The 26,647-nt window shown below is 67.0% G+C and carries 25 protein-coding genes and 1 pseudogene; 12 read left to right on the plus strand and 14 right to left on the minus strand.

Going from position 1 to position 26,647, the window contains the following annotated elements; all coding sequences use genetic code 11:
• Positions 1-85 precede the first annotated feature (85 nt).
• The 3 genes from IEX43_RS11965 (at position 86) to IEX43_RS11975 (ending at position 3,344) form a co-directional block, all read left to right on the plus strand.
• A complete protein-coding gene (locus IEX43_RS11965) occupies positions 86-1,045 on the plus strand; it encodes an ABC transporter ATP-binding protein (protein ID WP_188811291.1) in 960 nt (319 codons plus the stop codon).
• Positions 1,045-2,664 carry an ABC transporter permease gene (locus IEX43_RS11970; RefSeq protein ID WP_188811354.1) on the plus strand — a complete coding sequence of 540 codons (1,620 nt, stop codon included), beginning with the start codon at positions 1,045-1,047 and terminating at the stop codon, positions 2,662-2,664. Before IEX43_RS11965 ends, IEX43_RS11970 begins: the two co-directional genes overlap by 1 nt.
• A 272-nt stretch (positions 2,665-2,936) precedes the next feature.
• Positions 2,937-3,344, plus strand: a complete 408-nt coding sequence (locus tag IEX43_RS11975) for a hypothetical protein (protein WP_188811292.1) — start codon at positions 2,937-2,939, stop codon at positions 3,342-3,344.
• A 136-nt stretch (positions 3,345-3,480) separates the two neighbouring features.
• Here IEX43_RS11975 and IEX43_RS11980 read toward each other — a convergent pair whose 3' ends face one another.
• A complete protein-coding gene (locus tag IEX43_RS11980; RefSeq protein WP_188811293.1) occupies positions 3,481-3,903 on the minus strand; it encodes a hypothetical protein in 423 nt (140 codons plus the stop codon).
• A 69-nt stretch (positions 3,904-3,972) separates the two neighbouring features.
• Positions 3,973-5,202 (minus strand): IS110 family RNA-guided transposase, encoded by a 1,230-nt coding sequence (locus tag IEX43_RS11985; RefSeq protein WP_229666431.1) that lies wholly within the window; start codon positions 5,200-5,202, stop codon positions 3,973-3,975.
• Between the two features lie 968 nt (positions 5,203-6,170).
• Here IEX43_RS11985 and IEX43_RS11990 point away from each other — a divergent pair.
• Positions 6,171-6,635, plus strand: coding sequence for a hypothetical protein (locus IEX43_RS11990; RefSeq protein ID WP_188811294.1), 465 nt, complete (start codon positions 6,171-6,173; stop codon positions 6,633-6,635).
• 162 nt (positions 6,636-6,797) lie between these two features.
• Positions 6,798-8,009, plus strand: coding sequence for a glycosyltransferase (locus tag IEX43_RS11995; protein ID WP_229666432.1), 1,212 nt, complete (start codon positions 6,798-6,800; stop codon positions 8,007-8,009).
• A gap of 18 nt (positions 8,010-8,027) precedes the next feature.
• Here IEX43_RS11995 and IEX43_RS12000 read toward each other — a convergent pair whose 3' ends face one another.
• Together IEX43_RS12000 and IEX43_RS12005 are read right to left on the minus strand one after the other, a co-directional pair.
• Positions 8,028-8,765, minus strand: a complete 738-nt coding sequence (locus tag IEX43_RS12000; RefSeq protein ID WP_188811295.1) for a hypothetical protein — start codon at positions 8,763-8,765, stop codon at positions 8,028-8,030.
• 30 nt (positions 8,766-8,795) lie between these two features.
• Positions 8,796-10,097, minus strand: coding sequence for a hemolysin family protein (locus IEX43_RS12005; RefSeq protein WP_188811296.1), 1,302 nt, complete (start codon positions 10,095-10,097; stop codon positions 8,796-8,798).
• Positions 10,098-10,167: 70 nt separating this feature from the next.
• Here IEX43_RS12005 and IEX43_RS12010 point away from each other — a divergent pair, with 70 nt between their 5' ends.
• Entirely contained in the window at positions 10,168-10,743 is a 576-nt protein-coding gene (locus IEX43_RS12010; protein WP_188811298.1) for an SOUL family heme-binding protein, read from the plus strand.
• A gap of 110 nt (positions 10,744-10,853) precedes the next feature.
• Here the strand turns inward: IEX43_RS12010 and IEX43_RS12015 are convergent, their stop codons facing one another.
• From IEX43_RS12015 to IEX43_RS12025, 3 genes are read right to left on the minus strand one after another with little or no spacing between them, the layout of a single operon-like run.
• Positions 10,854-11,285 carry a DUF2177 family protein gene (locus IEX43_RS12015; protein WP_188811300.1) on the minus strand — a complete coding sequence of 144 codons (432 nt, stop codon included), beginning with the start codon at positions 11,283-11,285 and terminating at the stop codon, positions 10,854-10,856.
• Positions 11,282-13,150 (minus strand): AMP-dependent synthetase/ligase, encoded by a 1,869-nt coding sequence (locus IEX43_RS12020; protein WP_377102784.1) that lies wholly within the window; start codon positions 13,148-13,150, stop codon positions 11,282-11,284. The genes IEX43_RS12015 and IEX43_RS12020 overlap by 4 nt, the downstream gene beginning before the upstream one ends.
• A complete protein-coding gene (locus tag IEX43_RS12025; RefSeq protein WP_188811302.1) occupies positions 13,147-13,608 on the minus strand; it encodes a MarR family winged helix-turn-helix transcriptional regulator in 462 nt (153 codons plus the stop codon). The genes IEX43_RS12020 and IEX43_RS12025 overlap by 4 nt, the downstream gene beginning before the upstream one ends.
• A 125-nt stretch (positions 13,609-13,733) precedes the next feature.
• Between IEX43_RS12025 and IEX43_RS12030 the strand changes: the two genes are divergently transcribed.
• Entirely contained in the window at positions 13,734-14,600 is an 867-nt protein-coding gene (locus IEX43_RS12030) for a DUF1295 domain-containing protein (RefSeq protein ID WP_188811304.1), read from the plus strand.
• An 81-nt stretch (positions 14,601-14,681) separates the two neighbouring features.
• A complete protein-coding gene (locus IEX43_RS12035; protein WP_104186300.1) occupies positions 14,682-15,017 on the plus strand; it encodes a cupin domain-containing protein in 336 nt (111 codons plus the stop codon).
• On the opposite strand, the gene IEX43_RS12040 is transcribed toward IEX43_RS12035, so the two are convergent.
• Positions 15,001-16,548, minus strand: a complete 1,548-nt coding sequence (locus IEX43_RS12040) for a serine hydrolase domain-containing protein (RefSeq protein WP_188811305.1) — start codon at positions 16,546-16,548, stop codon at positions 15,001-15,003. The genes IEX43_RS12035 and IEX43_RS12040 overlap by 17 nt on opposite strands.
• A gap of 127 nt (positions 16,549-16,675) precedes the next feature.
• Between IEX43_RS12040 and IEX43_RS12045 the strand changes: the two genes are divergently transcribed.
• Both IEX43_RS12045 and IEX43_RS12050 read left to right on the plus strand, forming a co-directional pair.
• Positions 16,676-17,191, plus strand: coding sequence for a GNAT family N-acetyltransferase (locus IEX43_RS12045; protein WP_188811307.1), 516 nt, complete (start codon positions 16,676-16,678; stop codon positions 17,189-17,191).
• Positions 17,192-17,201: 10 nt separating this feature from the next.
• Positions 17,202-18,098 carry a class I SAM-dependent methyltransferase gene (locus IEX43_RS12050; RefSeq protein WP_188811309.1) on the plus strand — a complete coding sequence of 299 codons (897 nt, stop codon included), beginning with the start codon at positions 17,202-17,204 and terminating at the stop codon, positions 18,096-18,098.
• Here the strand turns inward: IEX43_RS12050 and IEX43_RS12055 are convergent.
• Both IEX43_RS12055 and IEX43_RS12060 read right to left on the minus strand, forming a co-directional pair.
• On the minus strand, positions 18,088-19,092 hold the full coding sequence (locus IEX43_RS12055; protein WP_188811311.1) for a bile acid:sodium symporter family protein: 1,005 nt from the start codon (positions 19,090-19,092) through the stop codon (positions 18,088-18,090). The two genes, IEX43_RS12050 and IEX43_RS12055, sit on opposite strands and share 11 nt — an antisense overlap.
• A gap of 147 nt (positions 19,093-19,239) precedes the next feature.
• On the minus strand, positions 19,240-20,781 hold the full coding sequence (locus IEX43_RS12060) for an alanine/glycine:cation symporter family protein (RefSeq protein WP_188811313.1): 1,542 nt from the start codon (positions 20,779-20,781) through the stop codon (positions 19,240-19,242).
• Positions 20,782-21,016: 235 nt separating this feature from the next.
• On the opposite strand from IEX43_RS12060, the gene IEX43_RS12065 reads away from it, so the two are divergent.
• Positions 21,017-21,286: a hypothetical protein gene (locus IEX43_RS12065; protein WP_188811315.1), complete on the plus strand. Its 270-nt coding sequence runs from the start codon at positions 21,017-21,019 to the stop codon at positions 21,284-21,286.
• 182 nt (positions 21,287-21,468) lie between these two features.
• Positions 21,469-21,903: a hypothetical protein gene (locus tag IEX43_RS12070; RefSeq protein ID WP_188811317.1), complete on the plus strand. Its 435-nt coding sequence runs from the start codon at positions 21,469-21,471 to the stop codon at positions 21,901-21,903.
• 15 nt (positions 21,904-21,918) lie between these two features.
• Here the strand turns inward: IEX43_RS12070 and IEX43_RS12075 are convergent, their stop codons facing one another.
• The 4 genes and pseudogenes from IEX43_RS12075 to IEX43_RS12085 all read right to left on the minus strand — a co-directional run.
• Positions 21,919-23,304 (minus strand): MBL fold metallo-hydrolase RNA specificity domain-containing protein, encoded by a 1,386-nt coding sequence (locus IEX43_RS12075; protein ID WP_188811319.1) that lies wholly within the window; start codon positions 23,302-23,304, stop codon positions 21,919-21,921.
• A gap of 13 nt (positions 23,305-23,317) precedes the next feature.
• Complete coding sequence (locus tag IEX43_RS12080; RefSeq protein ID WP_229666433.1) at positions 23,318-25,540, minus strand: PEP/pyruvate-binding domain-containing protein; 2,223 nt, start codon at positions 25,538-25,540, stop codon at positions 23,318-23,320.
• Entirely contained in the window at positions 25,461-25,958 is a 498-nt protein-coding gene (locus IEX43_RS20310; protein WP_229666434.1) for a PEP/pyruvate-binding domain-containing protein, read from the minus strand. Before IEX43_RS20310 ends, IEX43_RS12080 begins: the two co-directional genes overlap by 80 nt.
• Before the next feature lie 173 nt (positions 25,959-26,131).
• Positions 26,132-26,572: pseudogene (locus IEX43_RS12085) on the minus strand (DUF2306 domain-containing protein); the annotation flags it as partial.
• Positions 26,573-26,647 lie beyond the last annotated feature (75 nt).

The following is a 26,647-nucleotide window of genomic DNA, read 5'->3' on the forward strand; positions in this document are numbered from 1 at the left end:
GCCTGGTCGGCCCGCAGTCAATTCCTGCGGAACGCCTTGGCGCCGCCAAGGGCGTTCGCGTGACGAGCCAAGGAGCGGACTGCCGATGAATGCAGCAGCACAACCCGTTATCGAAGCCCGCGGCCTGGTTAAGGACTTCGGCAGAACCCGGGCGCTGGACGGCCTCAACCTGAGTGTGGCGCCGGGGGAGGTGCACGGATTCCTGGGTCCCAACGGCGCCGGCAAATCCACCACGCTGCGGATCCTCCTGGGCCTGATCCGGCCCACCACGGGCATCGCCCGCGTCTTCGGGCTGGACCCGTGGGCCGACCCGGTCAGCGTGCACCGGGACGTTGCCTACGTTCCGGGCGACGTGAGCCTGTGGCCGAACCTTTCCGGCGGCGAAGTCATCGACCTCCTCACCGGCCTCCGCGGCGGTGCCGACGACAAGCTGCGCCGCGACCTCATCGCGGAGTTCGAGTTTGATCCCCGCAAGAAGGCCCGCACCTATTCGAAGGGCAACCGGCAGAAGGTCGCCCTGATAGCGGCGTTTGCCCGCCCTGCGCGGCTGTACCTGCTGGATGAGCCGAGCGCCGGCCTGGACCCGGTGATGGATGCCGTGTTCCGGCGCCAGATTGCGCGGGTCAGCCGGGATGGAGCCACCGTTTTGCTGTCCAGCCACATCCTCAGCGAAGTGGAACAGCTCTGTGACCGGGTGACCATCATCCGCGCCGGGACAGCCGTGGAAACGGGCACCCTGGGCGAGCTGCGGCACCTGCAGCGCACCCATTTCCGCGTCACCGGGCTGGCTGATCCGGCACGGCTGGCTGCGATGCCAGGAACCCACGGGGTGAGCATTGCCGGCAGCGCCGCGGAGTTCGACGCCGACCCCGGGGACCTCGGGGCTGTCCTGGCCGGCATCGCGGAACCGGGGATCAGCGGCCTGTCGGTGGCTCCGCCGTCGCTGGAGTCCCTGTTCCTGCGCCATTACAGCGACGGCAATGGAGAGCAGCGGGCCGGCAACGGCAAGGACAGCAGCGAGCGTACGGACAGCGGGGTGCTGTGATGTCCGGGGTGCTGCGACTGCTCCTGTTCCAGGCCCGGCGGGACAGGGTGGCGCTGCCGGTCTGGATCCTGGGCATCACCCTGCTCAGTTTCGCCACCTCCACCGCCGTCGCCACCCAGTTCGGGGATGAGGCAGCGCAGGCCGCCATCCTCACCCTGGCGGCAGCGAATCCGGCGTTCCTGTTCCTCCGCGGCCTGCCGGACGGGACCGGCGTGGGCGCGGTGGTGTTCTTCCAGGGCTACGCGTTCACCGCAGTCCTGGCCGGCCTGATGAGCACCTTCCTGGTGGTGCGGCACACGCGCTCGGATGAAGAGCTGGGACGGGCCGAACTCCTCGGTTCGGTGCCTATCCAGCGGGCCGCGTCCCTGGCGGCAACGCTGCTGCTGGGCGCCGCGGCCAACCTGGTGCTGGCCGTCTTTGTAGCCGGTGCCTTCATTGCGGCCGGACTGCCCGCAGCCGGTTCGGCTGCGGCGGGTGCCGCCGTCGGGGGCGTGGGCATCTTCTTTGTGGCACTTGCGGCCGTGGCCGCACAGGCCCTGCCCTCGGGACGCAGCGCGAACGGTGCCGCCGCGGGACTGGTCGGCGCGGCCTACCTGGTCCGCGGCATCGGAGACGCGCTGGGGACCCCGTCAGCGGACCTGCTGCACGTCACGAGTGCCTGGCCGTCGCTCCTCTCGCCCATCGGCTGGGGCCAGCGCACGCGGCCGTTCACCAGCCCGGACCTGGCTTTCCTGCTGGTGCCGCTGGCTGCGGCGGCCGTCCTGGGCGCCGTGTCGGTGATGGTCCGACGGCGGCGGGACGTGGGTGCCAGCCTGCTGCCCGAGCGTGCCGGCAGGGAGCGCGCAGGGGTGGGCGGTACCTCCTTTGTGGGCCTGGCGTGGCGCCTTCAGCGGGCCACGGTGGCTGGCTGGTGCATTGCGGCGGGAGCCCTGGGTGCCGTGGCGGGTGCCCTTGGCCCGGCAGTCACTGAGACGGTATCCAGCCTGGGGCCGGTGAAGGAGTTGATCGAGCGGCTGGTGCCCGGCGGGCAGGCCGGACTGATCGACGTGTTCGTCACGGCACTGCTGGGCATGGCCGGGGTGTTCGCGGCCGCCGCCGGGATCCAGGCAGTCCTTCGGATGCGCGCCGAGGAAGCGGAAGGCAGGGCGGAGATCCTGCTGTCAGCGCCGGTATCCCGTGCCCGCTGGCTGGGCGCCAACCTGTTCGTCGCCGCGGTCTCCGCCGCCGTGGTCTCCACGACGGCGGGAGCCGCTGCCGCCGTTGGCCTGGCTGTCTCAGGGACCTCCGACGGGCCCGCCTGGTCACTGGTGCCGGCGGCGCTGGCGCACGTCCCCGCAGCCCTGGTGTTCCTGGCCGCGGCCGCGGTCGCTTTCGCGCTGGCACCGCGGCTGAGCATCCTGGTGGCGTGGGGCGTGCTTGCTGTGGCTATAGTCCTGGGCGAGTTCGGGGAGCTGTTCGGCCTGCCGGCGTGGCTGCAGGACGCGAGCCCGTTCCGGCACTCTTCCGCCATGCCGGTGGAATCCTTCAACCAAGCGGGGGCGGTGGGCCTGCTGCTCGTGGCGGCGGCCGGGGCCGCGCTGGCCGCCTACTTCCTGCGCAGGCGGGACCTCACAGCCTGATGACGCACCCATGGTAAAACATAGAACCTTCGGGCTTTTCCCGCACACATGACGCTCCTATAGCTGTCAATCGTCGAGTTGAGCAGTGGCAGTGGCAGCTTGGTGTCAGCTGCCCACAATTGGGGACAATTCTTAACGGGTTATCCACCGCTACGACTGCCGAGGGAGCTGCCCAATGGCTCCCAAATATTCCAGCCGTGGATAACCCGAATTGCCCCCAACCGTGGACAGCTCAAAGTCACCTGGTCTGCGGATAGACCAAGCACCGGAGGATGTCAGAAGGCTACAAACCAATCAACCGCGTGCCAGCTTCTTTCGAACGTGGTAGTGCGGCTGTTCTCATGGAACAATCTGCCCATCGGCGCCTAGACCACCCTTCGCCGCAAAACACCAAAGTCGGGAGCATCAACATGTTGCGTAAGCAAAAAGTCTTGGTTGCCTCGTTGATCACCGCTGCCGTCGTCGTGACACTGGGGCTTTTGTTGGGTTGGGAGTGGGGCGCTGGCGTTCTTATAGGTTTGGGTGCCGGCTTGGGCACTTGGATTGGAGTTAGGTCCGGTAACAAGCATGCCAAGGAAACAGACGAGTATCGCGAGCAGTGGTTGAACAAAAGAGCCAAGCGTCAGCAGCCTGGGCAAACGTCACCTGAGTCCTTGGACAGTGACAACCCCGGAAATTAGTACGTCCTAGGAGACTGCCTCAAGTACAGGGCTCTGGGATCCAGGAGAGGCTGCCGCTCGGATATGTAGCCACGGCGGAAGCCCGCAAGGGAGCCCTCAGCGTACGCCGGGCGGCCAGTACCTTGTCATGATCCGGCTAGTCGCTGGTCCACATGGCATCAATGAGGGAACCGTAGCTCATGTCGCTGTTTGTCATCTTCCCTGCGTCTTCGTAACGCAGCACGAGCCAGTCCGACTGGTACCCGTCCTCCCCTAGCGTGCGGGCATACTCCTGTGCGGCACCACGTGTCCAAAACTGGTACACCGCAATCTCGTCTGCCACGATTGCTGCTCTACAGCTCACCTGAGCTGAGCAGACCTCGGAGGTTACGTCCCGGGCGTTGGTCACCGGAAGGTTCGGCTGGTACTCAAAAGCCTCCACTGCGTTGCCAGGACTCAGGTACCAGCGATTGAACAAAGCGACGTGCGTCAGGAACAAAGCCGGCAGGAGCACCACAACAGCGGCAATGACCCACCGACGGAATCGACGCGACTGACCAAGCCTCTCGTTATCCCCCATGCCGAGAGTTTAGTGGAAGCGGTGGGCTGGTTGCCCTTGCCCTTGCCGATCCCGGATGAACGGTCAGCCTCAGCCTCTCGCCGGCGCCGCTTGTTCCTCCAGCCATCGCCGATACGCGGAGATGAGACTATCGTTTCTGGTTTGCCCGCGCTCCAGTCGGGAAAGGTAAGACGGCCATTGATGTAGGTGCTCGGCCGCGTTCTGAAGGGTCAGTCCCAGCTCTTGTCGGAGCGGTCGCAGATCGGCAATTGAAGGGGCCGGGACGGGGTTCATAATCTGTCGAAAAAGCTCGCGGGCGACATAGCGCTTCAGGCGCCGCATGATTTCCCGTTTGCCTTTACCTTCCAGCGTTCGTTTGGCCACGTATGCCTTCGTCCTGGGATCAGAGCCCATGCGCACCAACACGACATGATGAAGGGCCTTGTTGGCATTGCGGTCCCCGCCGCGGCTCAGCCTGTGACGGCTCGTTTTGCCCGAGGACGCGGGGACGGGCGCTACCCCCACCAGTGCCGCGAACTGGGCCTCGCTGCCGACACGTTCCAGGTTGTCGCCCACTGTCACCAGCAGCTGGCTGGCAACCTCAACACCGACTCCCGGAAGGTCGCAGAGCAACGGCGCGTACGCATCAAGAATTTCCTTCAACGCCGAATCGGCCTCAGTGATTTCCTCGGTAAGTGACTGATATCTGCAGGCCAGTTTCTTCAGAGTCCACGCAGTCACATGGACGGGGTCTGCATGATGACCAGCAGGCCTGGCCCGTGACATCGCCGCGATCATGGCCGCCGTCACCATGCCACGGTATTTCTCCCTGATCACCTCGGGAGAGGAGACCAGAAGATCCTTGATCTGGTTGATCGCAGCAGTCCTCGCCTTCATGGCCGACGATCGTGACGCCCGCAGCACACCCATGCACTCCACCGGGCCGTCCTTGTCCTTGGGAACAGCAGTGCAGCGCTCAGCCAACACCGATTCAGTGGCGTCATATGCATCCAGAGGATCGGACTTGCCCCTGAGCCGGCGCTGCTGACGGTTGGGCCGGTTCACCTCCACCACGGACAGGCCTTCGGAGCGCAGCACCTTGGTCAGCGCAGCACCGTAGGTGCCGGTGCATTCAACACCGAACGCAACAACCTCCCCATAGGACCGGGCGAACTCAACAATTTTCCGGTACCCGGATCCTGTTGCGACGAATTCACGGTCCGCCAGAGGCCGGCCGTGCTCGGTAACAACGGCAACGTGATGAGTGTCCGCATGAGTATCCACACCGACAATGACTCGGACTTCTTCCTTATCCGGCATAGTGCCTTCCCTGACGAAGCGAGATCACGTGGCCTGGGTGGGCAGACAACACGGTAAGGGGATCATGGTCAAGCTACTATCAAGTCATGACCGCCCAGCCCAACGCGAAAAGGTCATGAACCAGCGGACAATACATGTGAAAGACAGCGCCCCGAAGAACGCGTCAAGTGGACGAAGAGTCACACCGGTTCAAAACCAATACCATCATTACCGTGGACGACGGGGACCCACGTGGCCGGCTGCTCACAAGCGCCAGGACCACGAGCGGGAATTTCACCACCGGGGCCGGCGAATATGCACAGCCTGGAAACAGCGAGCACGCCTTGGAATGAATTAGCTTCCTACTTCACTTTCCCGCCAACTTTAAAGATCAGCTCAAGCCATTTGATGGAGCCGGAGGAGGTCTTTAGTAAGTACCGCAAGTTTCCCTAGTCGGCCGCACCTAAAAGGACTATCCTTCGCATAGGTGTCGACGCAAAGACGTAATTGGATACCTTGATAAAGCCCCGGCGCAATACGCGCCACGGGACTGTTCGGCCTCTCAGGCCGTCGCATTGGCTTCAGCGTGTGTATCTACGCACCCAGTGAGTCAACCAACAACTCAGATGTCCAGGGCACACTTGTCCATGTCTTTGTGTGCCTTCAAACCGTGCAGGCTTTCCACCCGATCGCCGTGCTTAATCACACGTCAATTTGCTTCGCATCTGACTCATGCTTGGAATCCTTTGAAAAGCGGACAAACAATGAAATCCCTGAAGATACTCCTTGTGCCACTCCTGCTCGTTGGCGGCTTGGCCGGCGTCCCCGGAGCGCAAGCAGCGGAATTACCCCCCAGCCTCGCCGGTGAAGTCCTTACAGGGACTCAAGGTCCGGAAGGTGCCGTGGGGACCTGCAACAGCGGAGCAGCAGCGGGCACATTCACCTATCATGCAGAGGGAACGGCCACGGGCCCATACCCCGGCACTTTCGTGGAGGACATCACCATCGGTGCGGGGTACATGCCCTTCAATTTGCCCGAGTCGGCACCGACCATGTCTTCCTTCCACGCCACCTTCACCATCACCAGCGGCTCAACAATAATCACCGGCACCAAGGAATTACCTGAATTCGCGCCCGGATTCGCCTGGTGCACTGGTACCTCACAGCCCGTTTTCTACGGCTTCTTCGAAACCACTGCCCTGACCTACTCCGCGACCATCGAGACCGACGGCAGAACATACGTCGACAGCGGAACAGCCAAAGCGCGGGACGCAGAATTCGACGGCAACCGCGCGGCTGCGCACAAGACCTTCACCGAGGAGTTCCTCACATCCAACGGCGTCGCCCCTCGTGAGCCGCTCACCAAAGAAGAGTGCAAGAACGGCGGCTGGAAGATCTTCCCACAGAAATTCAAGAACGAGGCTAAGTGCAAACAATATGTGGCCGAGCACTGACCGCCTAGAGGAGCGACTTGGATTAGGGTGCAGTTCACGGTGAGACCCAATAGGGCACCCGCACGCAATAGGCAGTGACAAGAGTCTGCCTATTCGAACTGGATCCCGAGCCCAGCCGGCTTCCCCTTTGTCATGATTCGACGGCCATAGGAGCATGATGAGATGGAGCACCCAGCGATGAAAATGATGCTGCTGACCGCCGGGACGCGCGGCGACGTGGAACCCTTCTTTGCGCTGGCCCGGGCCGCCGCGGCCCGGGGGCACCAGGTCCGGATTGCCATTCCGGAGAACTCCGGCGCGGACACCGCCGGGCTGGACACCGTCAGCCTGCGCATGGACTTCGCCCGGCTCGTCAGTGACCAGGGGGTTTCTCCCCGGGCTGCGGCCAGGACGTTCCGGACAGTGATCCGGCCCGCGGTTAGCCAGCTGCTCTCCGCGGCCGTGGAGCACATCGCGGCCTACGCCCCGGATGTGGTGGTCTATCACCCGAAAATCCTCAGTGCTCCGGCCGCGGCCCACAGGCTGGGGATCCCGTCAGTGCTGGTGGAGACCGTGCCCGCGCTGACGCCCACCAGGGAGTTCCCGTCGCCCATCATCCCCGCGGCCAGCCTGGGCCCGCTGAACCGGGCCAGCTACGCACCGGCGAGGGCGGCCACACTGATGTTCAGGCGGGAACTGCAGGCTGCCCTGGAGATCCTGCCCGGCAGAACCGGACCTACAACGGAAACCCGCGCCACACTGATCCCCGTCAGTCCCCACCTGCTTCCCCGCCCGTCCGATTGGCCGGCGTCGGTGCACCTTACGGGCCACTGGGCCGAAAAACCCGCGGCCGCGGAGATCGACGACGAGCTGTCGGCTTTCCTGGAGGGCGGGGACTTTGTGTACGCGGGGTTCGGCTCAATGAAGGCCGGTGACGCCGCGGGCCGGGGCACGGCGATCATTGAGGCGGCCCGGAGGAACGGCCTGAGGGTGCTGGTTGCCACGGGCTGGGGAGGGATCGACATTCCGGCGGCCGCGATGGGCGGCGACGTCCTGGTCAGGGAGTCGGTGGCCCACCACATGGTCCTGCCACGCGGCGCGGCCGCTATCCACCACGGCGGCGCTGGAACGGTCCACGCCGTGGCACGGGCAGGTGTTCCGTCCGTGGTGGTGCCGTTCATCGCTGACCAGCCGTTCTGGGGAGCGGTCCTGCACCGGCGCGGCCTCGGCCCGAGTCCGCTCCCGTACCGGAAACTCACCGCGGACAAGCTGGCCAGGGCCCTTGGCGAAGCCCGAAGCTGCCGGAACCAGGCCGCGCGCACCGGTGAGCTGATGCGCGCAGAGGATGGGACCGCCGTCGCGCTTGGTGTCCTGGAAAGCCTGGCGGGTGCGTAAGGTTCCGCGGGCCGGCGTTCAGGCAGCCCCGGGAACGCTGGCCGGAAGATGGCGGGCGGGGTCGAACGCGTCAAAGGATGACGCGCCGATCAGGAAGATGCCCCGCTGCGGAATCCAGAAGTCGCCCAGCCGGGTCTGCACGCGCAGGGGCTGCAGGCTGCCAAAGTCTTGCCCGGCCAGCGAGGCAGAGCTCCGGGAGACGAACCACATACGGCGGGGTTTCGCCCGGAAGCCCTGCCCGTTGGGGACGGCGCCCGTCAGCCCCAACCGGCCCGCGCGGAGCGCCGGACCCGAGGCAGCACCCATGGCCTTCAGGACCGCCGTGTTCTCCAGGACCGCGGCAGGCAGGGCCGCCAGCACCGCCGTCATCGCACGGGTGACGGGCGTTGATGCCAGCTCAAGGTCCCACGCCAGGTCCACGTCCCCGCCAATGCGGACACTGAACGCCGAATCGCCCGTCCAAATGACCGTGATGGGGCATTGGACCGCAGCCTCCAGCGCCGCTCCGAAGTAGCGGGCGCAGGACACAGCAGGCGGGGCGTCGGCGTAGATGGTCCAGGAGCCGGAGGGCCGGCGTAGCCACACCGACCTGTACCCGGGCCCAACACTGGTCACGGGGAAACGCCGCATGGCCAGAACATGGCCGGAACTGAAGGACAGGCCCATCACCCCGTACCCGGAAAACCGCTCATCGTCCCCGGGCCCCAGGACGGCACTTTGTTCAGCTTCGAGGACCTGCGCCCGGATTGTCTTCATGGCTTCCTGCCTCCACAGTCAGCGGTGGCGTCAGTCTACGCCCGCCTGCCCGTCCGCAGGAGTCACCCGGATCCGGGAGATGCGCAGCCGGTCCATCGCCGTCACGGTGAGCACGTGGCCGGCCACCTCCACGCTGTCGCCCACCCGGGGGAGCCGGCCCAGCCGGTCGATGACGTACCCGGCCACGGTCTCATAGTGGCCCTCCGGCAGTTCGATGCCGGATGCGGTTTCGAACTCCTGCAGGATCAGGGCGCCGTCCACGTCCACCGTCCCGTTGGCCCGGATGATGCGGTCCTCGGCGTCCACGCCGGTGTCATACTCGTCGTAGATCTCGCCCACCAGCTCCTCCACCAGGTCCTCCAGAGTGACGATGCCGTCCGTGCCGCCGTACTCGTCCACCACCAGCGCGATGTGCTGGCCCAGCCGGCGCATCCGGGACAGCGAGGGCAGCACCTTGTTGGTGCCCGGCAGCGGAAGGATTTCCCGCGCGATGCCCCGCACCGGACCGTCGTCGTACTCTCCGTCGCGGGGCATGAGGTCCCGGATATGGACAAAGCCCAGGACGTCGTCGGGCGTTTTGTCCATGACGGGATAGCGCGAGAACGGGCCGTCCCGCACCATGCTGCGCGCCTCGGCGATGCTCATGCTGCCGTTGATGAAGGTCACCTCGGTGCGCGGGCGCATCACCTCCTGCAGCGAGCGCTCGCCGGCGCCGAACACGTCGTTGAGGATGCTGCGGCTGTGTTCCTCCAGCATGTCGCTCTCGGCCACCATGTCCCACAGTTCCTCGGAGCTGATGCTTTCCTGCTTGGCGTGGGGGTCGCCGCCGAAGAGCCGCACCACCGCGTTCGTGGAGACGGACAGCAGCCAGACGGCGGGCCGCATGATCTCGGAGAGGACGCCCAGCGGCGGGGCCAGGACCCTGGTGAAGCCGACGGCGCTCTGCATGGCCAGGCGCTTGGGCACCAGTTCGCCGAGCACCAGGGAAAGGTACGCCACCAGCAGCGTCATGCCGATGAAGGCGATTGGTTCGGCGGAGGAGCCGAAGCCGATTCCCTCCAGGAGGGGCTCGACGTCCGGCGCGATGGTGGAGGCGCCATAGGCGGCGGAAAAGAATCCGGACAGGGTGACGCCGATCTGGACGGTGGACAGGAACCGGTTGGGGTTGCCCGCCAGTGCGGCGATCCGGGCCCCGCGCTTGCCGGATTTCTCCAACCGGCGGACCTGGCTCTCGCGGAGGGACACCAGCGCCATCTCCGTGCCGGCGAACACCCCGCCCAGCAGCACAAAGAAGAGGACCAACAGGAAATTGAGCAGGGTGTCGATGTCCATGATCAGACATTACCGAATGGCGCCGCGCGGGTTACGCTCCGGGGCTTTGCGGCGTAGGGTCTGAGGGACCATGACTGAACAGCAACCCTATGAGCTCGTGAAGCGCTACCCGCACTTCGAGCTGCGCCGCTACCCCGCCTATGCGGTGGCTGAAGTCCAGGTCAACGCGACCTTTGACCGTGCCGGGAACGCCGCCTTCCGGCACCTCTTCAACTACATCAGCGGCAGCAACACCGCACGGCAGAAGCTCGCCATGACGGCGCCCGTCATCCAGGCGCCGGGGGCCTCGCAGAAGCTGGCGATGACCGCCCCCGTGCTCCAGAGCGGCCCGCTGCAGGGCGGTGCTGCCACTGATTTTTCGGTAGCTTTTGTACTGCCCGCGGGCGTCACTGCCGAGACGGCGCCCGTGCCGCAGAATCCCGACGTGAAAATCCGTCCGGTCCCCGGCTCCCTGACCGCGGTTGTCCGGTTCTCGGGCAGCGGGTCGGAGGCCGCGTTTGCCCGGCACAACGAGGGGCTGCAGGCCGCGCTGAACCTGGTGGGGCTGGCGCCGGTGGGTCCGCCCCGGTTCGCCCGCTTTGATCCGCCGTTCAAGCCCTGGTTCCTCCGCCACAACGAGGTACTGCAGGACGTCGCGGACGCCTAACGGAAGGACGACGGCGGGTGCTGCGTGCCGCCGTCGGGCCCGCCCTTGCTGGTTCCTGCTTTGGCCACAAGTGCGCTGGCCAGGAGTGCACTAAGCAGATGGTGCACTGGTCAGGACGCGCGGTCCTTTGCCAGGAACCGGCGCAGGACGGTGGCCGTCACCCAGGTGACCAGGCTGCAGGCCGCGGCGCCCCAGAGGATGTCCGTCACGGCGACGACGGCGGGGAAGTCCTTGAGCACGGCGAACGCCGTCAGCGCCCAGGTGGCGTAGGTGAAGAAGCCGAACAGCGCCGCACCCGTGACCCGCTGCCGCATGGTGGCGTGGGCGTCGTTGGGCCGGACGCCGTAGTGCACCATCCCGGCCACGAAGATGAGGTAGAAGGCCACAGCGCCGGCAGCGTTGGGCCTGGGGGCAATCAGGTGGCCGATCTGGCTTTGGTAGAGGTTGCTCGCCACGAAGCTGATCCAGATGAGGTCCAGCACAGCGAAAATCACGGCGGTGACCGCGTAGGAAATCAGCCATCTCTTGGTCCGGGTGTTCATGCTTGGCTCCTTGATTCGGCGTAGAGGTTCTCCACGATGTGGCGGGCGCGTTCGGTGAATGCAGTGCGTTTGAGTTTCATGGTGGGTGTGACCATTCCGTTGGCCTCGCTGAGGTCTGCCAGGAGCAGCACGAATTTGCGCACCTGCTCGGAGCGGGCAAGCTTCGCGTTGGCGGCACTGACAGCTTTGCCGATGGTGCTGAGGAGGCGCGCGTCCTCGATCTGGACGGCGCCGCCGTCGTCCGGGATCCGCAGCCCGGCGAGGTCGGCGATGCCCTCGCGCTCGGCCCACGCCGTGACGGACTCGGGGTCCAGCAGCACCAGGCCGCCCAGGTAGGGTTTGCCCTCGCCCACCATGACGGCGTGGGCCACGAGCGGATCGCCCTCCACATAGCCTTCCCAGATGGCCGGGGTGATGGTCTTGCCGCCGGCGGTGACAATCACGTCCTTGATTCGGCCCTTGAGGGTGAGCCGTCCCAGCTCGTCGAGCTCTCCGAGGTCCCCTGTGTGGAAGTACCCGTCCGTGAACGCGTCCTGGTTGTCCGCCGGCCTGCGGTAGCCGGCGAACACGCCCACGCCGCGGGCCAGGACCTCGTCCCGGTCCGAGATGCGCACGGTGGTTCCGGGCATCGGGACGCCCACCGTTCCGGCGCTGATGGCGCCGGGCATGTTCCCGGTGAGCGGCGCGGTGGTTTCCGTGAGGCCATAGCCCTCGATGACGGGCAGGCCCAGGCCGCGGAAGAACAGGGACAGCTCAGCATCCAGCGCGGCGGCGCCGGAGAGCAGGTAGTCCAGGCGGCCGCCCACCAGCGCGCGGAGCCGGGCGTAGAAGAGGCGGCTGAACATTGCGTGCCTGGCACGCAGGCCGAGCGGGGCGCGGACGGAGGGGTCGGCGTCGTACGCTTCCGCGAACCGGCCGTACTCGACGGCGGTGCGCTGCGCCGCTGCCCACACCCGGCCCAGGCGCTTCTGTGCCGCGGCGGCGGCAGCGGACGCCTGGATCTTCTGCAGCACGCGGGGGACCACCACCAGGAACGTGGGCTTCAGGACGCCGAGGGCGGGCACCACGTCCTTGGGATCGGAGAGGTGGGCGATGCGCATGCCGTTGGCCAGGCAGATCAGCTGCAGGCCGCGGGCCAGCACATGGGCCATGGGCAGGAAAATGACGGTGTTGCCGCCTTCGCGGACCACGCCCGTGTAGGCGGCGCCCACGTTGAGCACCTGGCCCACGAAGTTGCCGTGGGTGATCAGGGCGCCCTTGGGGGCGGCGGTGGTGCCGGAGGTATAGACGATGGTGGCGACCGAGTTGAGGTCCGGCAGCAGGCGCCGCTCCTCAACGGCGTTGTCCGGGACGGCGGCGCCGCGCTGCATCAGCTCGGCAAGGTCCGCGCCGGGACGTGCGTCCATGGTCCAGACGCCCAGGCTGGTCCGCCCGGCCTGTTCAAAGCCCTGTTCCAGCAGGAGGGCATGCCCGGCGGTGCCGGCGATGGCCAGGCGGACGGCGGCGTCGTCGAGGACCGCGGCCACCTGGGGCAGGGCGGAGGTTTCGTAGACGGGGACCACGACGGCGGCGGCGAACCACGCAGCCATGTCCGCCACCGCCCACTCGTACCGGGTGGGGGACATGATGGCGAGGGATTCGCCGGGCTGCAGTCCGGCGGCGATGAGGCCTTTGGCCAGGGCGCGCACCTCCCCGACGAACTGCCGGGTGGTCACCTGGCGCCAGGGATCCGTGATGGCGCCTTCCGGGGCGCGCACCTCGAAGGCAACGTGGTCCGGGGACGTCCTGAACCGCTGCATCAGCAGCTCCGTGGCGTTCCGGTGGCTGGACGGTTCAACCAGCAGCGGGGTGGAGAACTCTCTCAAGCGGTGTCCTTTGGTGTAAGCGTGTGCAGGTGGTCCTGCATGAGGCGCTGGGCGGTGTGGAGGAACCCGGCCACGGCGTCCTGCTGGGCGGCAGGCAGCGATTCGATGTGCCGGTTGGTGGCGTCCATGAGGGGCCGCATCAGGTGCATGATGTCCCGGGATGCGGCGGCGGTGGCGCTGACGTGGACATGGCGGCGGTCCCCTTCGCCGCGGAGGCGTTCGGCGTAGCCGCGGGTTTGCAGCCGGTTGACGATCGCAGTGGTTGTGGCGGCTGTGGCGCCCAGCTTCACAGCGAGGGTTCCCACCGTCATGGGTCCGGACTGGGACAGGGCGGAGAGGGCGCGGTAATCGGTGAGGTTCAACCCCAGCCTGCCTGCCACTTCGCGTTCGGTTTCGTTGGCCAGTGCCAGCACGGCCTGAAGGGCGACGGCGGCCGGATGGTAAGTAGGTGTGCTCATGGTTCCTCCTCTCCTTCGCTAGTCTATATAGTAATTAGATAAGCTTGTAATCAAATCAGTTTGAAGAGGCGGTTGTGCCGGTGCCTCCTGCGGCTCCCGGCGCGGCGTGGGAAAGGAACATCCTCATGAAGGATTCGGACCGTAAGGCGCTCATCATTTTTGTGGTTGCGGTGCTGGTGGGGGCTCTCGTTGCCGTCGCGGGCAGCCAGGGTGGTGCCACCGTAGGCGGCTTCCCGTTGTTCGGCCTGGGGGTGGCGGCGGCGTTCCTCATTCAGTGGCTGGCCTTTATCCCCGCGTTCAAGGCGCAGACCGAAAAGTACTACGACCTCACCGGCGCCCTCACCTACATCTCCATCACCGTCCTCCTGGTCCTGCTGACTCCCGGCGTTGATGCGCGGGGGCTGCTGCTGGCTGCCATGGTGGTGGTGTGGGCGGGGCGGCTGGGAAGCTTCCTGTTCCGCCGCGTCAGCAAGCACGGCAAGGACGACCGCTTCGACGAGATCAAGCCGTCCTTCCTCCGCTTCCTGAACACCTGGACCGTACAGGGGCTGTGGGTGGTCCTTACCGCGGCCGCGGCCTGGATTGCCATCACCTCCGCCACCCGGGTGGGACTGGACTGGTGGGCGCTGGCGGGTTTCCTGGTGTGGGCTGTTGGCTTCGGTATTGAGGCTGTGGCGGACAGCCAGAAGGGCCGGTTCAAGGCGGACCCGGCCAATGAGGGCAGGTTCATCTCCACCGGCCTGTGGTCCAAGTCCCGGCACCCCAACTACTTCGGCGAGATTGTGCTCTGGATCGGCGTGCTCCTGATCGCCGTGCCGGTCTTGGAAGGCTGGCAGTGGGTGGCCCTGCTGTCCCCGGTGTTCGTGGCGCTGCTGCTGATCAAGGGCAGCGGCATCCCGCTCCTGGAGAAGAAGGCGGACAAGAAGTGGGGCGGCGAGCCCGACTATGAGGCGTACAAGAAGAACACCCCGGTCCTGATCCCCAAGCTGTAGGGGAGCTGGCGAGCTTCCTTTGGCCAGTGATAGGGACGCTGGACCCTAGCCCTGGCTGAACCCGGTGGGTACGGTGTCCGCATGCAGAAGATATCGATTGATGCCCTGGCCCGCCAGCAGCTCGAGGCGGCGGTGGCGGCTCCCAGCGGACGGGCGGCGGACACGGCCTTCGGCGGCCACGAGAAGAAGCTGCGCCAGACTGTCATGGCCTTCCGGGCCGGCACCCAGCTGAGCGAGCACCAGAACCCGGGCGAGGCCACCGTCTACGTGATCAGGGGATCGGTCTGGCTTAAGTCCGGCGGCGAGGCCTGGCAGGGCAAGGCCGGGGACCTCCTGATCGTCCCGGACGGGCTGCACAGCCTGGAAGCCGAGGAGGACTCGGCGGTGCTGTTCACGGTGGTCAAGACCGACCGGTAGTTTCAGCGGCCCGCAGCTGTGCCAGCAGCCAGACGGTCCGCGGGATGGGCCAGATGATCGCCAGCACGAGCACCGGCACCAGCGAGACTCCGACGTCGGGAAACTGGCGGATGATCACGGACAGGTGGGTGTCGAACCGGGCGGGCGCGTACGCGAGGCACAGCCACAGGGCGAAACCGTCCAGGGCGAGCGCGGCCGTGCCCACGGCCAGGGGTGCCAGCCGGCGCCCCGGGGCGGACCGTCCCCTGAGCAGGAAACGGAGCGACAGCCACAGGCTCATTACCTCCGCCCCCAGCAAAGCCAGCGCAACTGCCCAGCTGTAGCGCTGCAGCCAGTCCTCGTGAATGACCGCAGACACCGGGGAGTGGCCGTGGAGGATCCGCAGGATGTTGGTGTCGATGGCCTTCAGCCGGGATGGTGCGGCGGTGTCGTTGCCGTTGATCACCAGGGCGACGCCCAGGCCGGAGGCCGGAACCATGGCCAGGTAGGTGTGGCTGTTGCCCCATTCCCCCTGGTGCTCCAGCAGCAGCGGCAGCTCGGTTTCCGGGACCGTTTCGGCCGTTGGGTCCACGGACTCCACCAGTGGCCGGGTGAACCAGCCCATGGCGTACCCCTTGGACCCCTCCACCTGAACCCGGGGTTCGAACATCGCCGCCACGCTCGCAGGCTCAAGGATCCGCGCCCCTCCGTACCGGCCGCCGTCGAGCAGTGCCGCCAGCCCGTTGCCCAGGTCCTCGGCGGAGGCATAGAGAGTGCTGGACGGCATCCCGGCGACGGGTGCAGGGACGTCGGTGGGGAGCCAGGACGAGCTGAACCACCGGGAATAGCCGGCCGCTACACTGTCGTCCTGCGCGGCAGCCCGCGTGGGATGGCTGTGGACCATGTCCAGCGGCCCAAAGACATGCTCCTCCAGATAGTCCCCGAAGGGTTGGCCGGATACGGTCTGCACCAGGACGCCCAGAATGTTGAAGTTGGCGTTGGCGTAGTGGAAGCCCCGGCCCGGTTCACCGGCCAGGGGAGCGTCCGCCAAGGCGCGGACGGTCTCCTCCAGGGCTTCCGGGTCCTGGCGGCGGGAGGCTTCGAAGGCGGTGTCCCGCGAGCTCATGCCGCTGGCCTGGTGGAGCAGGTGCCTGACGGTGATGGCCGCCGAACGGGGGTCATCGAGCGTGAACCACGGCAGGTAGGTCTGCACCGGTTCATCCAGCCGCAGCCGCCCCGCCTCAACCTGCTGCATCACGGCGATTGCGGTGAGGGACTTGCTGGTGGAGGCCAGCAGGACAGGGGTCTGGGGAGTCATCGGTCTTCCGGACGGGTCAGCCTGGCCGAAGGCGGCGGAGTGCACCCGGGTCCCGTCCCGGACGACGGCGATGGCGGCACCGGGAATGCCGAGCGTTTCCATTTGTTCCCGCAGGAACGAGTCCACGGCCTGGTAGTCCTGCCCGCGCTGGGCAGGCGGGGTAGCAGCACCGAGAGTGGTGGCCAGGAGGAGGCACAGCAGGAGGCCGCGCGATAACCACGAGATACTCCGCATGGCTGCACCTGCTTCGGCCGACCGTCCCTTCACGGTAGGGCGTGGCGGGACGGAAGACAATGCGGCACGGGCGCCTGCACGGCTACTCGGCTGGGGAGCGGCACGCCTCACTGGTTAGGCTGGCGCCATGGACTTTCAGCTTCGCCAGGCCACACCGGAGGACGCCGAGGCGGTGGTGCTCATGCAGACCCTGGCGCATGAGGAATGCTACCCGCACCTGCTCTCACCCGGGTTCTTCCGCGGACGCCGGGCCAGCATCCCGGAACGGGTGGAGCGGCGCCGGCCGCACCTGGCCGTCCCGGATCCGCGGATCATCGCCGTGGACGCCAGCAATGAACTGGTGGGCTTCGCGGACGCCGGCCCGGGCCGCGACGACGACGGCCCCGAAGCGCTGGAGCTGTACTCGATCTACACCCTCCGCCGGACGTACGGAACGGGGCTCGGCGCGGCGCTCATGCGTGCCGCCATCGGCGACGGCCCGGCCTACCTGTGGGTGGTGGAGGACAACCCAAGGGCGCTGGCCTTCTACCTGAAGCAGGGTTTCCGTCCCGACGGCAAACGCAACACACTGCCGCCCGAGTGGGAGGCGCTGCCCGAGTTCCGGATGGTCCGGCAGGCACCGGCCTGGCTTACCCCCGCATAGACTCGCCAGCATGAGTGACAGCCGGACGGAGATCGATTGGGATTCCGCACGCGCCAGCAACCTGGCCAACTGGGAGGACCGGGTCCCCCTGCACGAAGAGGCGTACGGCCTCAGTGCACTGGATGATCCCAACCATCTGACCAGCGTTGCCCGGACGGACCTCTCCGCCTTGGTGCCCTACCTCCCGAACGGCACGGTCTCCGGCCTGGACGTGTGCCACCTTCAGTGCCACATCGGCACGGACACGCTGTCCCTGGCCAGGGCCGGGGCACACGTCACCGGCGTCGACTTCTCCCCGGCCGCCCTGGCGTCCGCCGCCAGCCTGGCCGCGCGTCTCGGCCTGGACGCCACGTGGGTGGAGACGGACGTGCTGGAAGCCCGCGCCGCCGTCGTCGGCTCTTTCGATCTGGTGTACACCAGCATCGGCACGATCAACTGGCTGCCGGACCTGGACCGCTGGGCGGTCCAGGTGGCAGGGCTCCTGCGGCCGGGAGGAACGTTTTACATCAGAGACGGGCACCCGGCCCTGTACGCCATTGACGAGCACGCGGACGGACTGCAGCTCCGGTACCCGTACTTCGGCACAGGCCAGGCGCAGGTGTGGGACGACGCGACAACCTACGCCGGGGACGGCACGGTGGCGCATTCCCGGACCTATGAGTGGGCGCATCCTTTGTCCGCCATCGTCAACTCCCTGATAGGAGCCGGCCTGCAGATTCTCCGGCTGGACGAGGGAAGGACCCTCCCGTGGAAGTTCGCGCCCCGCATGGTGGAGGTGCCGGACGGTTTCGCGTGGCCCGACGCCGAGCGGGACCGTGTGCCCTGCACGTACACGGTCATCGCCCGGAAGCCGGGGGAGCAGGCGGAGCCTGCAGGACCTCCGGAAGGAACCCGGACTACTCCGTAACGGCCGCCGGAACCGCCTCGCCCTGGCGCTGCGCGGGAGTGCTGCGGCGGCGCCAGTAAGCGGCCAGGACGGCGCCGGACACGTTGTGCCAGACGGAGAAAATGGCGCCGGGCAGTGCCGATTCGGGGGTCAGGTACTGCCGGGCCAGGCCTGCCGCGAGGCCGGAGTTCTGCATGCCCACCTCAACCGCGGTGGTGCGGCGGGAAGGAACCGGCAGCTTGAACAGGCGGGCGGCGCCGTAGCCGAGGGCATAACCGAGGCCGTTGTGCAGGATGACGGCCACAAGGACCAGCAGCCCTGCGGCGAAGATGGCCTTCGCGCTGGCGGCAACCACTGCAACCACCACGGCCGTGATGGCGAGGACCGAAATCCAAGGGAGGGCGGGCAGCGCCTTGGTGACCAGGCGCGGCAGGAAGAGCCGGATGATGAGCCCCAGCAGCACGGGGAACAGCACGATCTGCACGATGGACCACGCCATGGAGCCGGCATCCACCGGCATGTACTGGCCGGCCAGCCACAGCGCCAGGACGGGGGTCAGCAGGGGAGCCAGCAGCGTGGACACGGTGGTCATCGCCACGGACAGCGCGACGTCGCCCCGGGCCAGGTAGGAGACCACGTTGGAGGCTGTTCCGCCGGGGCAGCAGCCCACCAGGATGACGCCGGCTGCCAGCGCCGGCGGCAGCCCCAGCGCCGCCGCGATCAGCCAGCCCAGCAGCGGCATGATGGCGTACTGCGCCACCACGCCGATCACCACGGGGACAGGTCGTTTGGCGATGACGGCAAAGTCGGGGGGAGTGAGGGTCAGCCCCATGCCGAACATGATGACCCCCAGCAGGGGGTTGATCCAGGGGCCGAGCCCGGTGAAGGCGGTGGGGGTGGCGAGCGCCACGGCACCTCCGGCGAGGATCAGCACGGGGAAGAGAGTGACGGCGATGCGGGCGCTGCGTTCTTCGGCGGCAGAGGCCGTCGTCGAAGATTCGGGTAAGGAAGACATACCTACCGGATTATCACAGCGGAGGCCGGGTTTTGGAATCAGGGAGTCTTGATGACACCGCCCACCCGCCGGGGCGGGTGGGCGGTGTGGCCGTGCGCCGCGCGAACTGTGCGGCGCACGGCCGGGTGTGTACTTGTGCGGTGCGTACTAGATGCGCGCGGATTCCTTCTCGCGCTCGGCCGGCTTGTAGGACTCCCAGAACGTGGCCCCGGTGATGCCGAGGGGGCGGGGGTCGAAGACCGGGTCGAGGCCGAGCTTCTGCTGGCGCTCAAAGTCCTTGAGCGCCTTGAAGGCCGGCTTCTGCAGGATCAGGATGCCGATGATGTTCAGCCACGCCATCAGGCCCACGCCGATGTCCCCCATCACCCACGCGTTGGCGGCGGTGTTCACACAGCCGTAGGCGACGGCGATCAGGATGCCCACCTGCAGGGCCATGGTGGTTACGCGGCCTACGCTGGCACGGATGCCGGGGATGACCTTGCTGGAGGACTTGCCAACCAGGAACCGGAGGTTGGTTTCGGCCATGTAGTAGTAGGCGATGATCGTGGTCAGGCAGAAGAAGAACAGCGTGACGGCGATGAACGCGGCGCCCACGCCGGGGAAGACGGAGTCGAACCCGGTCTGCACATACTGGGGACCCACCACGGCCGTGGCTGAGAGCAGGCCGCCTTCGGCGAGGACCTCGCCGTCTTCGGTGCCTCCGGAGAAGACGCGGTAGGCGCCGGTGGAGAGGATCAGGAAGCCGGTGGCCGAGCAGACGAACAGCGTGTCGATGTACACCGCGAAAGCCTGGACCAGGCCCTGCTTGGCCGGGTGGGACACCTCGGCGGCGGCAGCGGCGTGCGGGCCCGTGCCCTGGCCGGCCTCGTTGGAGTAGACGCCGCGCTTGACGCCCCACATCACGGCCAGGCCAATGATGGCGCCGAGGGCCGAATCCATGCCGAAGGCGCTGCGGAACACCAGCGAGATGATCTCCGGGAGCTGGGAGGCGTTGATGACCACAACGATCAGGGCGAGGATGATGTAGCCGACGGCCATGAACGGCACCACGAACGAGGCGACGCTGGCGATGCGCTTGACGCCGCCGATGATGACGAACGCCAGGACGATCACGGAGCCCACCGAGACGATCCACGGGTCAATGGTCCATGCGCCGGCGATTGCGGTGGCCATGGAGTTGGCCTGGACACCGGGCATCAGGACGCCGCAGGCCAGGACGGTCACGGCGGCGAAGACGTAGCCGTAGACCTTGAAGAAGCCGGCGCCCTTGGTGTGGGACAGCGCGCGGGAGAAATAGTAGGCCGGGCCGCCGCGGTATTCGCCGGACAGCGGGTCGCGGGTCTTGTAGATCTGGCCCAGGGTGGACTCGATGAAGGACGTGGATGCGCCCAAGAAGGCCACCGCCCACATCCAGAACAGGGCGCCAGGGCCGCCGAAGGCGATAGCAGTGGCGACGCCGGCGATGTTGCCGGTGCCCACGCGTCCGGACAAGGACATTGCCAGGGCCTGGAATGAGGAGACGCCGGAGGCGGATTTTTCGCCCCGGAACAGCTGCTCAATCATTCCCTTGACGTGCCGGACCTGCAGGAAGCGTGTCCGGACCGAGAAGTAGACGCCCGTGGCGAGGCAGAGGTAAACGAGCCAATCGCTCCAGATCACGCTATTTATTGCTGACAAAACACCGCTCATAAGTGTGGGTTCCCTCCATGGAAGAGCGCGGGTGATGCGGTTCGGGTGTGGACGCTGTTGGGTGAACGAAAGTGGCGCACACCACACCAAAACCTGTGAAGTGTCGCACAAAGGCGCGTCGTCCGTCCATTTGACTAATTCCCAGGCTGCCGCACACGTCACATTGGCGAATTTGTGGTGGATGCTGCAATGTGCGCGAGACTTGGATTCCGGCCCCGACGAAAGCAGTTGTTCCTTGATCACTCTCCAGCAGGACGCAGAAGGCTTTATCCGGATGAACCGGCACTACCCCGCAAGCGTCCGCATCAGGATCCATTTCCAGGACGGCAGCACCGGCGAGTTCTCTGGCCAGGCCCTCAACAACGCCTACGATGCGGCCCTTGCGGAGTTTCGGGCGAAGAACAACCTCGACGCGCGGGGATACTCCCGGACGCCCGCGAGCCGCTCGAACTCCGGCAACAAAATCGACTTCGTTCCGGTGCACCCCGGGATGGGCGGGGAGTAGGCGCACCCGCTTCCCCTCAAGACCGCCGCTTCGACCCCTCCGTCGTTGGGTCGGCAGCGCCGACGGCGGCCGTCGGAGGTGCAGGGAAACACGCTGCTTTCTGATTGGCGACAGAAATGAAGCACTCACTTTGCCCTGACGGTTGTTGGTAGGTTCGAGAACAGCCATTTAGGGGGGACATCATGAAAAATCGGATTTTTACAACGGTGGCCATCGCCGCCGCACTACTGGTATTGCCTGCCTGCTCGGGCTACCAGGGAATTGCGGCTGTCCACCGGGAAATGGACGCGCGGGATAATCTGCCTGCCGACGTTCGGAACTCAAGCCCCGACCAACCTTTTGATTTCAGGCTTCTGGTCGAGGACGCGGGAGTGAAGTATTTCGCAGCCGAGAGCGAAGACTTCACCAAGGCATGCATAGCCGTCTATCCCGTCGATGAGCCCGACCAGTGGAGCATCGGATGCAGCGACGGGATTACGCATGACCGGGAAATTGTGACGGTAGGCCACGTCGGCCAGCCGACAGCGAAACTGGTGACGACAGGCTTCGATACCCGCGCTCTTGAAGACAGTGGTTGGAAGAAGATCCACGACAATGTCCTCATCGGCAGAATGTAAAAGCTGCTCAGTACGTCAGCGCGGGTTCTCCAGCGAGATGGTCTCCAGGTGCTCCGGGACGCGGACTTTCCAGCCGAGCTGGTGCTTGATGCGCGCCCGGAGGGCGTCAGAGGCGTCCGGTTCCCCGTGGGTGATGTACGTCATGGACGGCGCCTGGGGCGCAGCCTTCATCCATTCGATGATGCCGGTGGAATCAGCGTGCGCGGACAGTCCCTCCATCTGGATGACCTCGGCCTCGATCCTGACCTCCTGGCCGTAGATGCGCAGGTACTTCCCGCCCGCTGCCAGGCGGGCGCCCCGGGTTCCGCCCGCCTGGTAGCCGCTGAGGATGATGGCGTTCCGCCTGTCAGGTCCATAGCTTGCCAGGTGGTGGAGGATCCGGCCGCCGGTGAGCATGCCGCTGGCCGAGATGATGATCATGGGCCCGCCGCGGAGGTTGAGCAGCTTGGACTCGTCCGGGCTGCGGACGGGAACGGCCACTTTGTACATGGCCTCGAATTCGTGGTCCTTGAGCCGGTGTTCCTCGCGGTGCCGCTGGTACATGCCGGACGCGTCGATGGCCATCGGGCTGTTCAGGTAAACGGGGATGTGCGGAATGGCGCCCTTGGCCAGGAGGCGGGAGAGGTGCAGCAGCACCGTTTCGGCCCGGCCCACGGCGAACGCTGCGATCATGATGACCCCCTGCCGCTTGGCCACCCGCGTGATGATCGCGCCCAGTTCTGCTTCCGGATTCCCTGCCGGGTGTTCCCGGTTGCCGTAGGTGGATTCGGTGACCAGCACATTGACTGGTTCCAGCGCCCGCGGCGGGTACATCAGGGGGTCATTGGCGCGGCCAAGATCCCCGGTGAAGTGGACGGTCCGGCCGCCCAGTTTGAGGTGCACCTGTGCGGCGCCGAGGATGTGGCCGGCGGGCAGGAAGGTCGCCTCGATGCCCCCGGGCAGCGGGAACGGCGCGTCGAAGTCGCGGGTGATGAAACAGTCGAGTGACCGGACGGCGTCGGCTGCCGTGTAGAGGGGAACGGGAGGATGGTGCGCCGTGGACCCGGTGTGGTCGGCGTAGCGGGCTTCCTCTTCCTGGAGGTATCCGCTGTCCGGAAGCAGCAGCTTGCACAGCTCGGTGGTCCCGGCCGTTGCGTAGACGGGGCCGCGGAAACCGTCCCGGACCAGCGCGGGGACGTAGCCGGTGTGGTCCAGGTGCGCGTGGGTCAGGACAACGGCGTCGATGTTCGCTGGATTGACCGGGAAGGGCACACGGTTGCGGTCGCGGAGGCGTTTGTACCCCTGGAAGAGCCCGCAGTCCACCAGGACGTGCCGGCCCTGCGACCGGAGAAGATACCGGGATCCCGTCACGGTATCCGTCGCCCCCAGGAAACGCAGTGTCGGGGGATGCTGTTCCCTCATGCTTGCTCCTCACTCACGGATGCTCGATGGTGACCGTGCCGGCGTCGCCATCCACGGTGACCTGCTGGCCGGTGGCCAGCCGCTGCGTGGCCGCCCCGGTGCCCAGGACGGCGGGGATGCCGTACTCGCGGGCCACGATGGAGCTGTGGCTCAGCGGGCCACCCACGTCCGTCACGATGGCGGAGGCCATAACGAACAGCGGTGTCCAGGCGGGCGTGGTGATCCGCGCAACCAGGACATCTCCGGGCTCCATCCGGCCGAAGTCCCGGGGCCCGCCCAGGACGCGGGCCGGAGCGGTGACCCGCCCCGAACTGGCACCCACACCCTTGATGACATCGCCGTGCTGGCGCTGCGACGCCGCCGGCATCATGGACCCGAAGGCCTTCTCCATCCACGGGCGCTCCGGGAGCATCTGCGGGGCGGCGGCCCTCGCCTGGCCCCGCCACAGCATCCGGCGTTCCTCGACGGCGGCTGCCCGGACGGGGCGGTCCGCTCCGGTGATGACGGCCTGGGCCCCGGGTGCGGCGAGGCCGAACTCGACGGCGGTCCGCACCTCCTGGAAGCGCAGCCAGAACACGTCGGCGGGCTCCGTGATGACGCCGGAGGCCACCAGCCGGCGCCCGAGTTCCAGCAGCATCCGCCGCAGCAGCGGCCAAGCGAGCCCGACGTCGGCCAGCGCGTCCTCGCGGACTGGAGCGGTGGCCTGGGCCCACCGGAGCAGCCGGAGGAAGGCGGTCCGGCGGCGCGGCCCCAGCCGGGCGGCCACCTGTTCAGTCAGAGCCTCCCGGCGCTCGGTCAACAGCCGCTGCCGCTCATGCGGGTCGGTGCCCTGCCCCCGCAGGTAGAACTTCACCGTCGCCAGGAGGGTGGACGGATCATCGGCGGCCACCGGGGTAGCGAAATCCAGGTTGTAGACCGCATGGCCGTAGAGGTCCAGGTACTCCCGGAAGGCGAAGCGCCACTCCTGCCACAGGGCGTCGTCCACCCCTGCGGGCGGCGACCCTGTGCGCTGGCATTCGGCGAGCTCCGCCGTCGGCCGTTCCAGCAACACTGATGTCAGCCCGGGGTCACTGCGGGCCCAGGCGGCCAGGTCCCACAGGGACTTCTCCGCCCGGATGGGTTCGCTGTCGTACCCCAGGAGGAAAGTCTGGGCCGGCGGATCCCCGGCCCGCCGGGCCAGCTTGTCGTAGAAGGTGCGGAAGGCGAGCTCGCTGCTGGTGGATAGAGGAATGATGGACTGCACGGCCGTGTAGTACACGGTGCCGGCGTCCAGCAGCGCCTGGGCGCCCGCCAGCAGTTCTGCGCCGGTGAGCTCCGCCGGGGGCTTCGCCTGCCAGTCCTTGATGGTCTGCTCGTAGCGGGGGTGGGAGAACCCGCGCCAGCCTTCGATCCCCATGTGCGCCTTGCCGCGGGCCAGCGCACCCACCGCCGGCACCAGTCGGCCTGTCATCCGCAGCAGTCCCGAGGTGCGGTAATAGTAGTAGGCGTAGCCGTTCACGGTGGGCAGCCCCACGTCGCCGTCGCGGATGACGTTCCTGCCCAGCGCCTCCGCCATGAGGGCCTGCAGCGACCTTGCCACGGAGCCGTCCACCAGGTCGGCGAACAGCGGCGTGAGCGGATCCGGCAGCTGTTCCACGATGCTCGCGCGGAAGTAGAGCCCGTTCGGGTACGGCACGGGCCAAGCCTCCGGGGTGTCGGCCGTCGGCTCGGGCAGCGCGGTGATGGGGCGGGACTGCAGGATGAAGAACCTGCCGCCGGCCCGCGCCCACTCGATGTCCTGAGGCGCACCGAAGTGCGCGGCGGCCCGCTGCCCGTGGCCGGCAAGTTCCGCGGCCTCCCGGTCATCCAGGACGGGTTCACGACGGCGGGCTGCCGCCACCGGCTGCTCCCGGGTGCCGTTCTCCGCGTATACAGTCATGACGTCCTTGCTGGCCGTCCGCCGCGACAGTACGGAGCCGGTCCCGGCATCCACCACCACGTCATCGGTGGTGACAGTCCCGCTGACCACCGCTTCGCCCAGGCCCCACGCGGCACTAATCACCGTCTGGTCCCGCCGGCCGTTGGCGGGGTTGGCGGTGAACATGACCCCGGCGGCGTCGGCCTCCACCATCTGCTGGATCACGACGGCGAGGCGCACCTGGCCGGGTTCCACTCCTTCACGCGCGCGGTAGGACATGGCGCGCGCCGTCCAGAGCGAGGCCCAGCAGCCGGTCACTGCCGTGGACAGTTCCACCATGCCGCGGACGTTCAGGGTGGTTTCCTGCTGCCCCGCGAAAACTGGCCGAGGCGAGGTCCTCGGCCGTGGCGGAGGAGCGGACTGCCACGGGTGTTCCGTTGCCGAGGCGCCCGTAGGCGGCACCGAGTTCGGCGGCGATCCCGGCGGGCATGGTGCCGGTGGCGAACAGGGCGCTGATCCGCCGGGAGGCATCCTGGTACGCGTGCGGCTCCGCCTCCGGTGGCAGCGCCGCGAGTTCCTGGATGCCGGCCGCGAGGTTGTTGGCGTCCACGAACTCTGAGTACGCGGCGGTGGTAAGCACGAACCCGGGCGGGACCGGCAGCCCGGCCCGGATGAGGCCGCCCAGCCCCACGGCCTTGCCGCCCGCCACGGCGATGTCGCCTGGCCCCACATCGCTGAGGTCCCTGATATAGGTCATGGCCGCGCATCCTTGCTGCCCGGCTGGGGCGCCTGGGGGTGAACCTGATGCTCACATACTGGCACTGCCAGGGGCGGGTGGCCATGGGTCCAAAGTCAGGTGCCGCCGTCGTAATTCACGACGGCGGCAGGCAGCGGTGAGGCGCGCTTCCCCTTCGACGCTGGAGTGGGGATTCAGCGGGCTGGCGGCGGAGCGCCTGGCACCGGGCGGGCGGGGCGAGGCTTTGCAACCGGTCCCTGGGCGCGGCGGTAGATGAAGTATTCGGCCACGGCCAGGCTGAGAACCCATGAGGCCCCGATCAGCAGCGCCCGGGTCAGCTCGTCAACCGGCCCCACCAGGACAATCCAGGGGATAGTGACCACCACGATGGTTCCCTGGGCGATGCCGATGGCATACGCCCGGGACATCCACTCGCTGTGGCGGACGTAATTCCGGCGCCGCACCGCGACGAATCCCAGGACGATGAACGCCACCATGGCGGATCCGAACACCAGCCGCAGCACGAGCAGCAGCGGCCCGTCCAGCGGCGGGAGGTCGTAGAAAACGGCCATCCACAAGCCGGAGAGGGCGGCAAGCAGGCCGGTGGGGGCAAGGATGCGTCCGGCCACCTTGTGCCAGCTAGGGCGTGTCTCCTAAATCGAGGGATGGCTGGCTGGAATGCTTAAGGTGTGTCGCGAACTTCTGTCTTG

Source organism: Pseudarthrobacter polychromogenes (assembly GCF_014644495.1).
GTDB classification, from domain to species: domain Bacteria; phylum Actinomycetota; class Actinomycetes; order Actinomycetales; family Micrococcaceae; genus Arthrobacter; species Arthrobacter polychromogenes.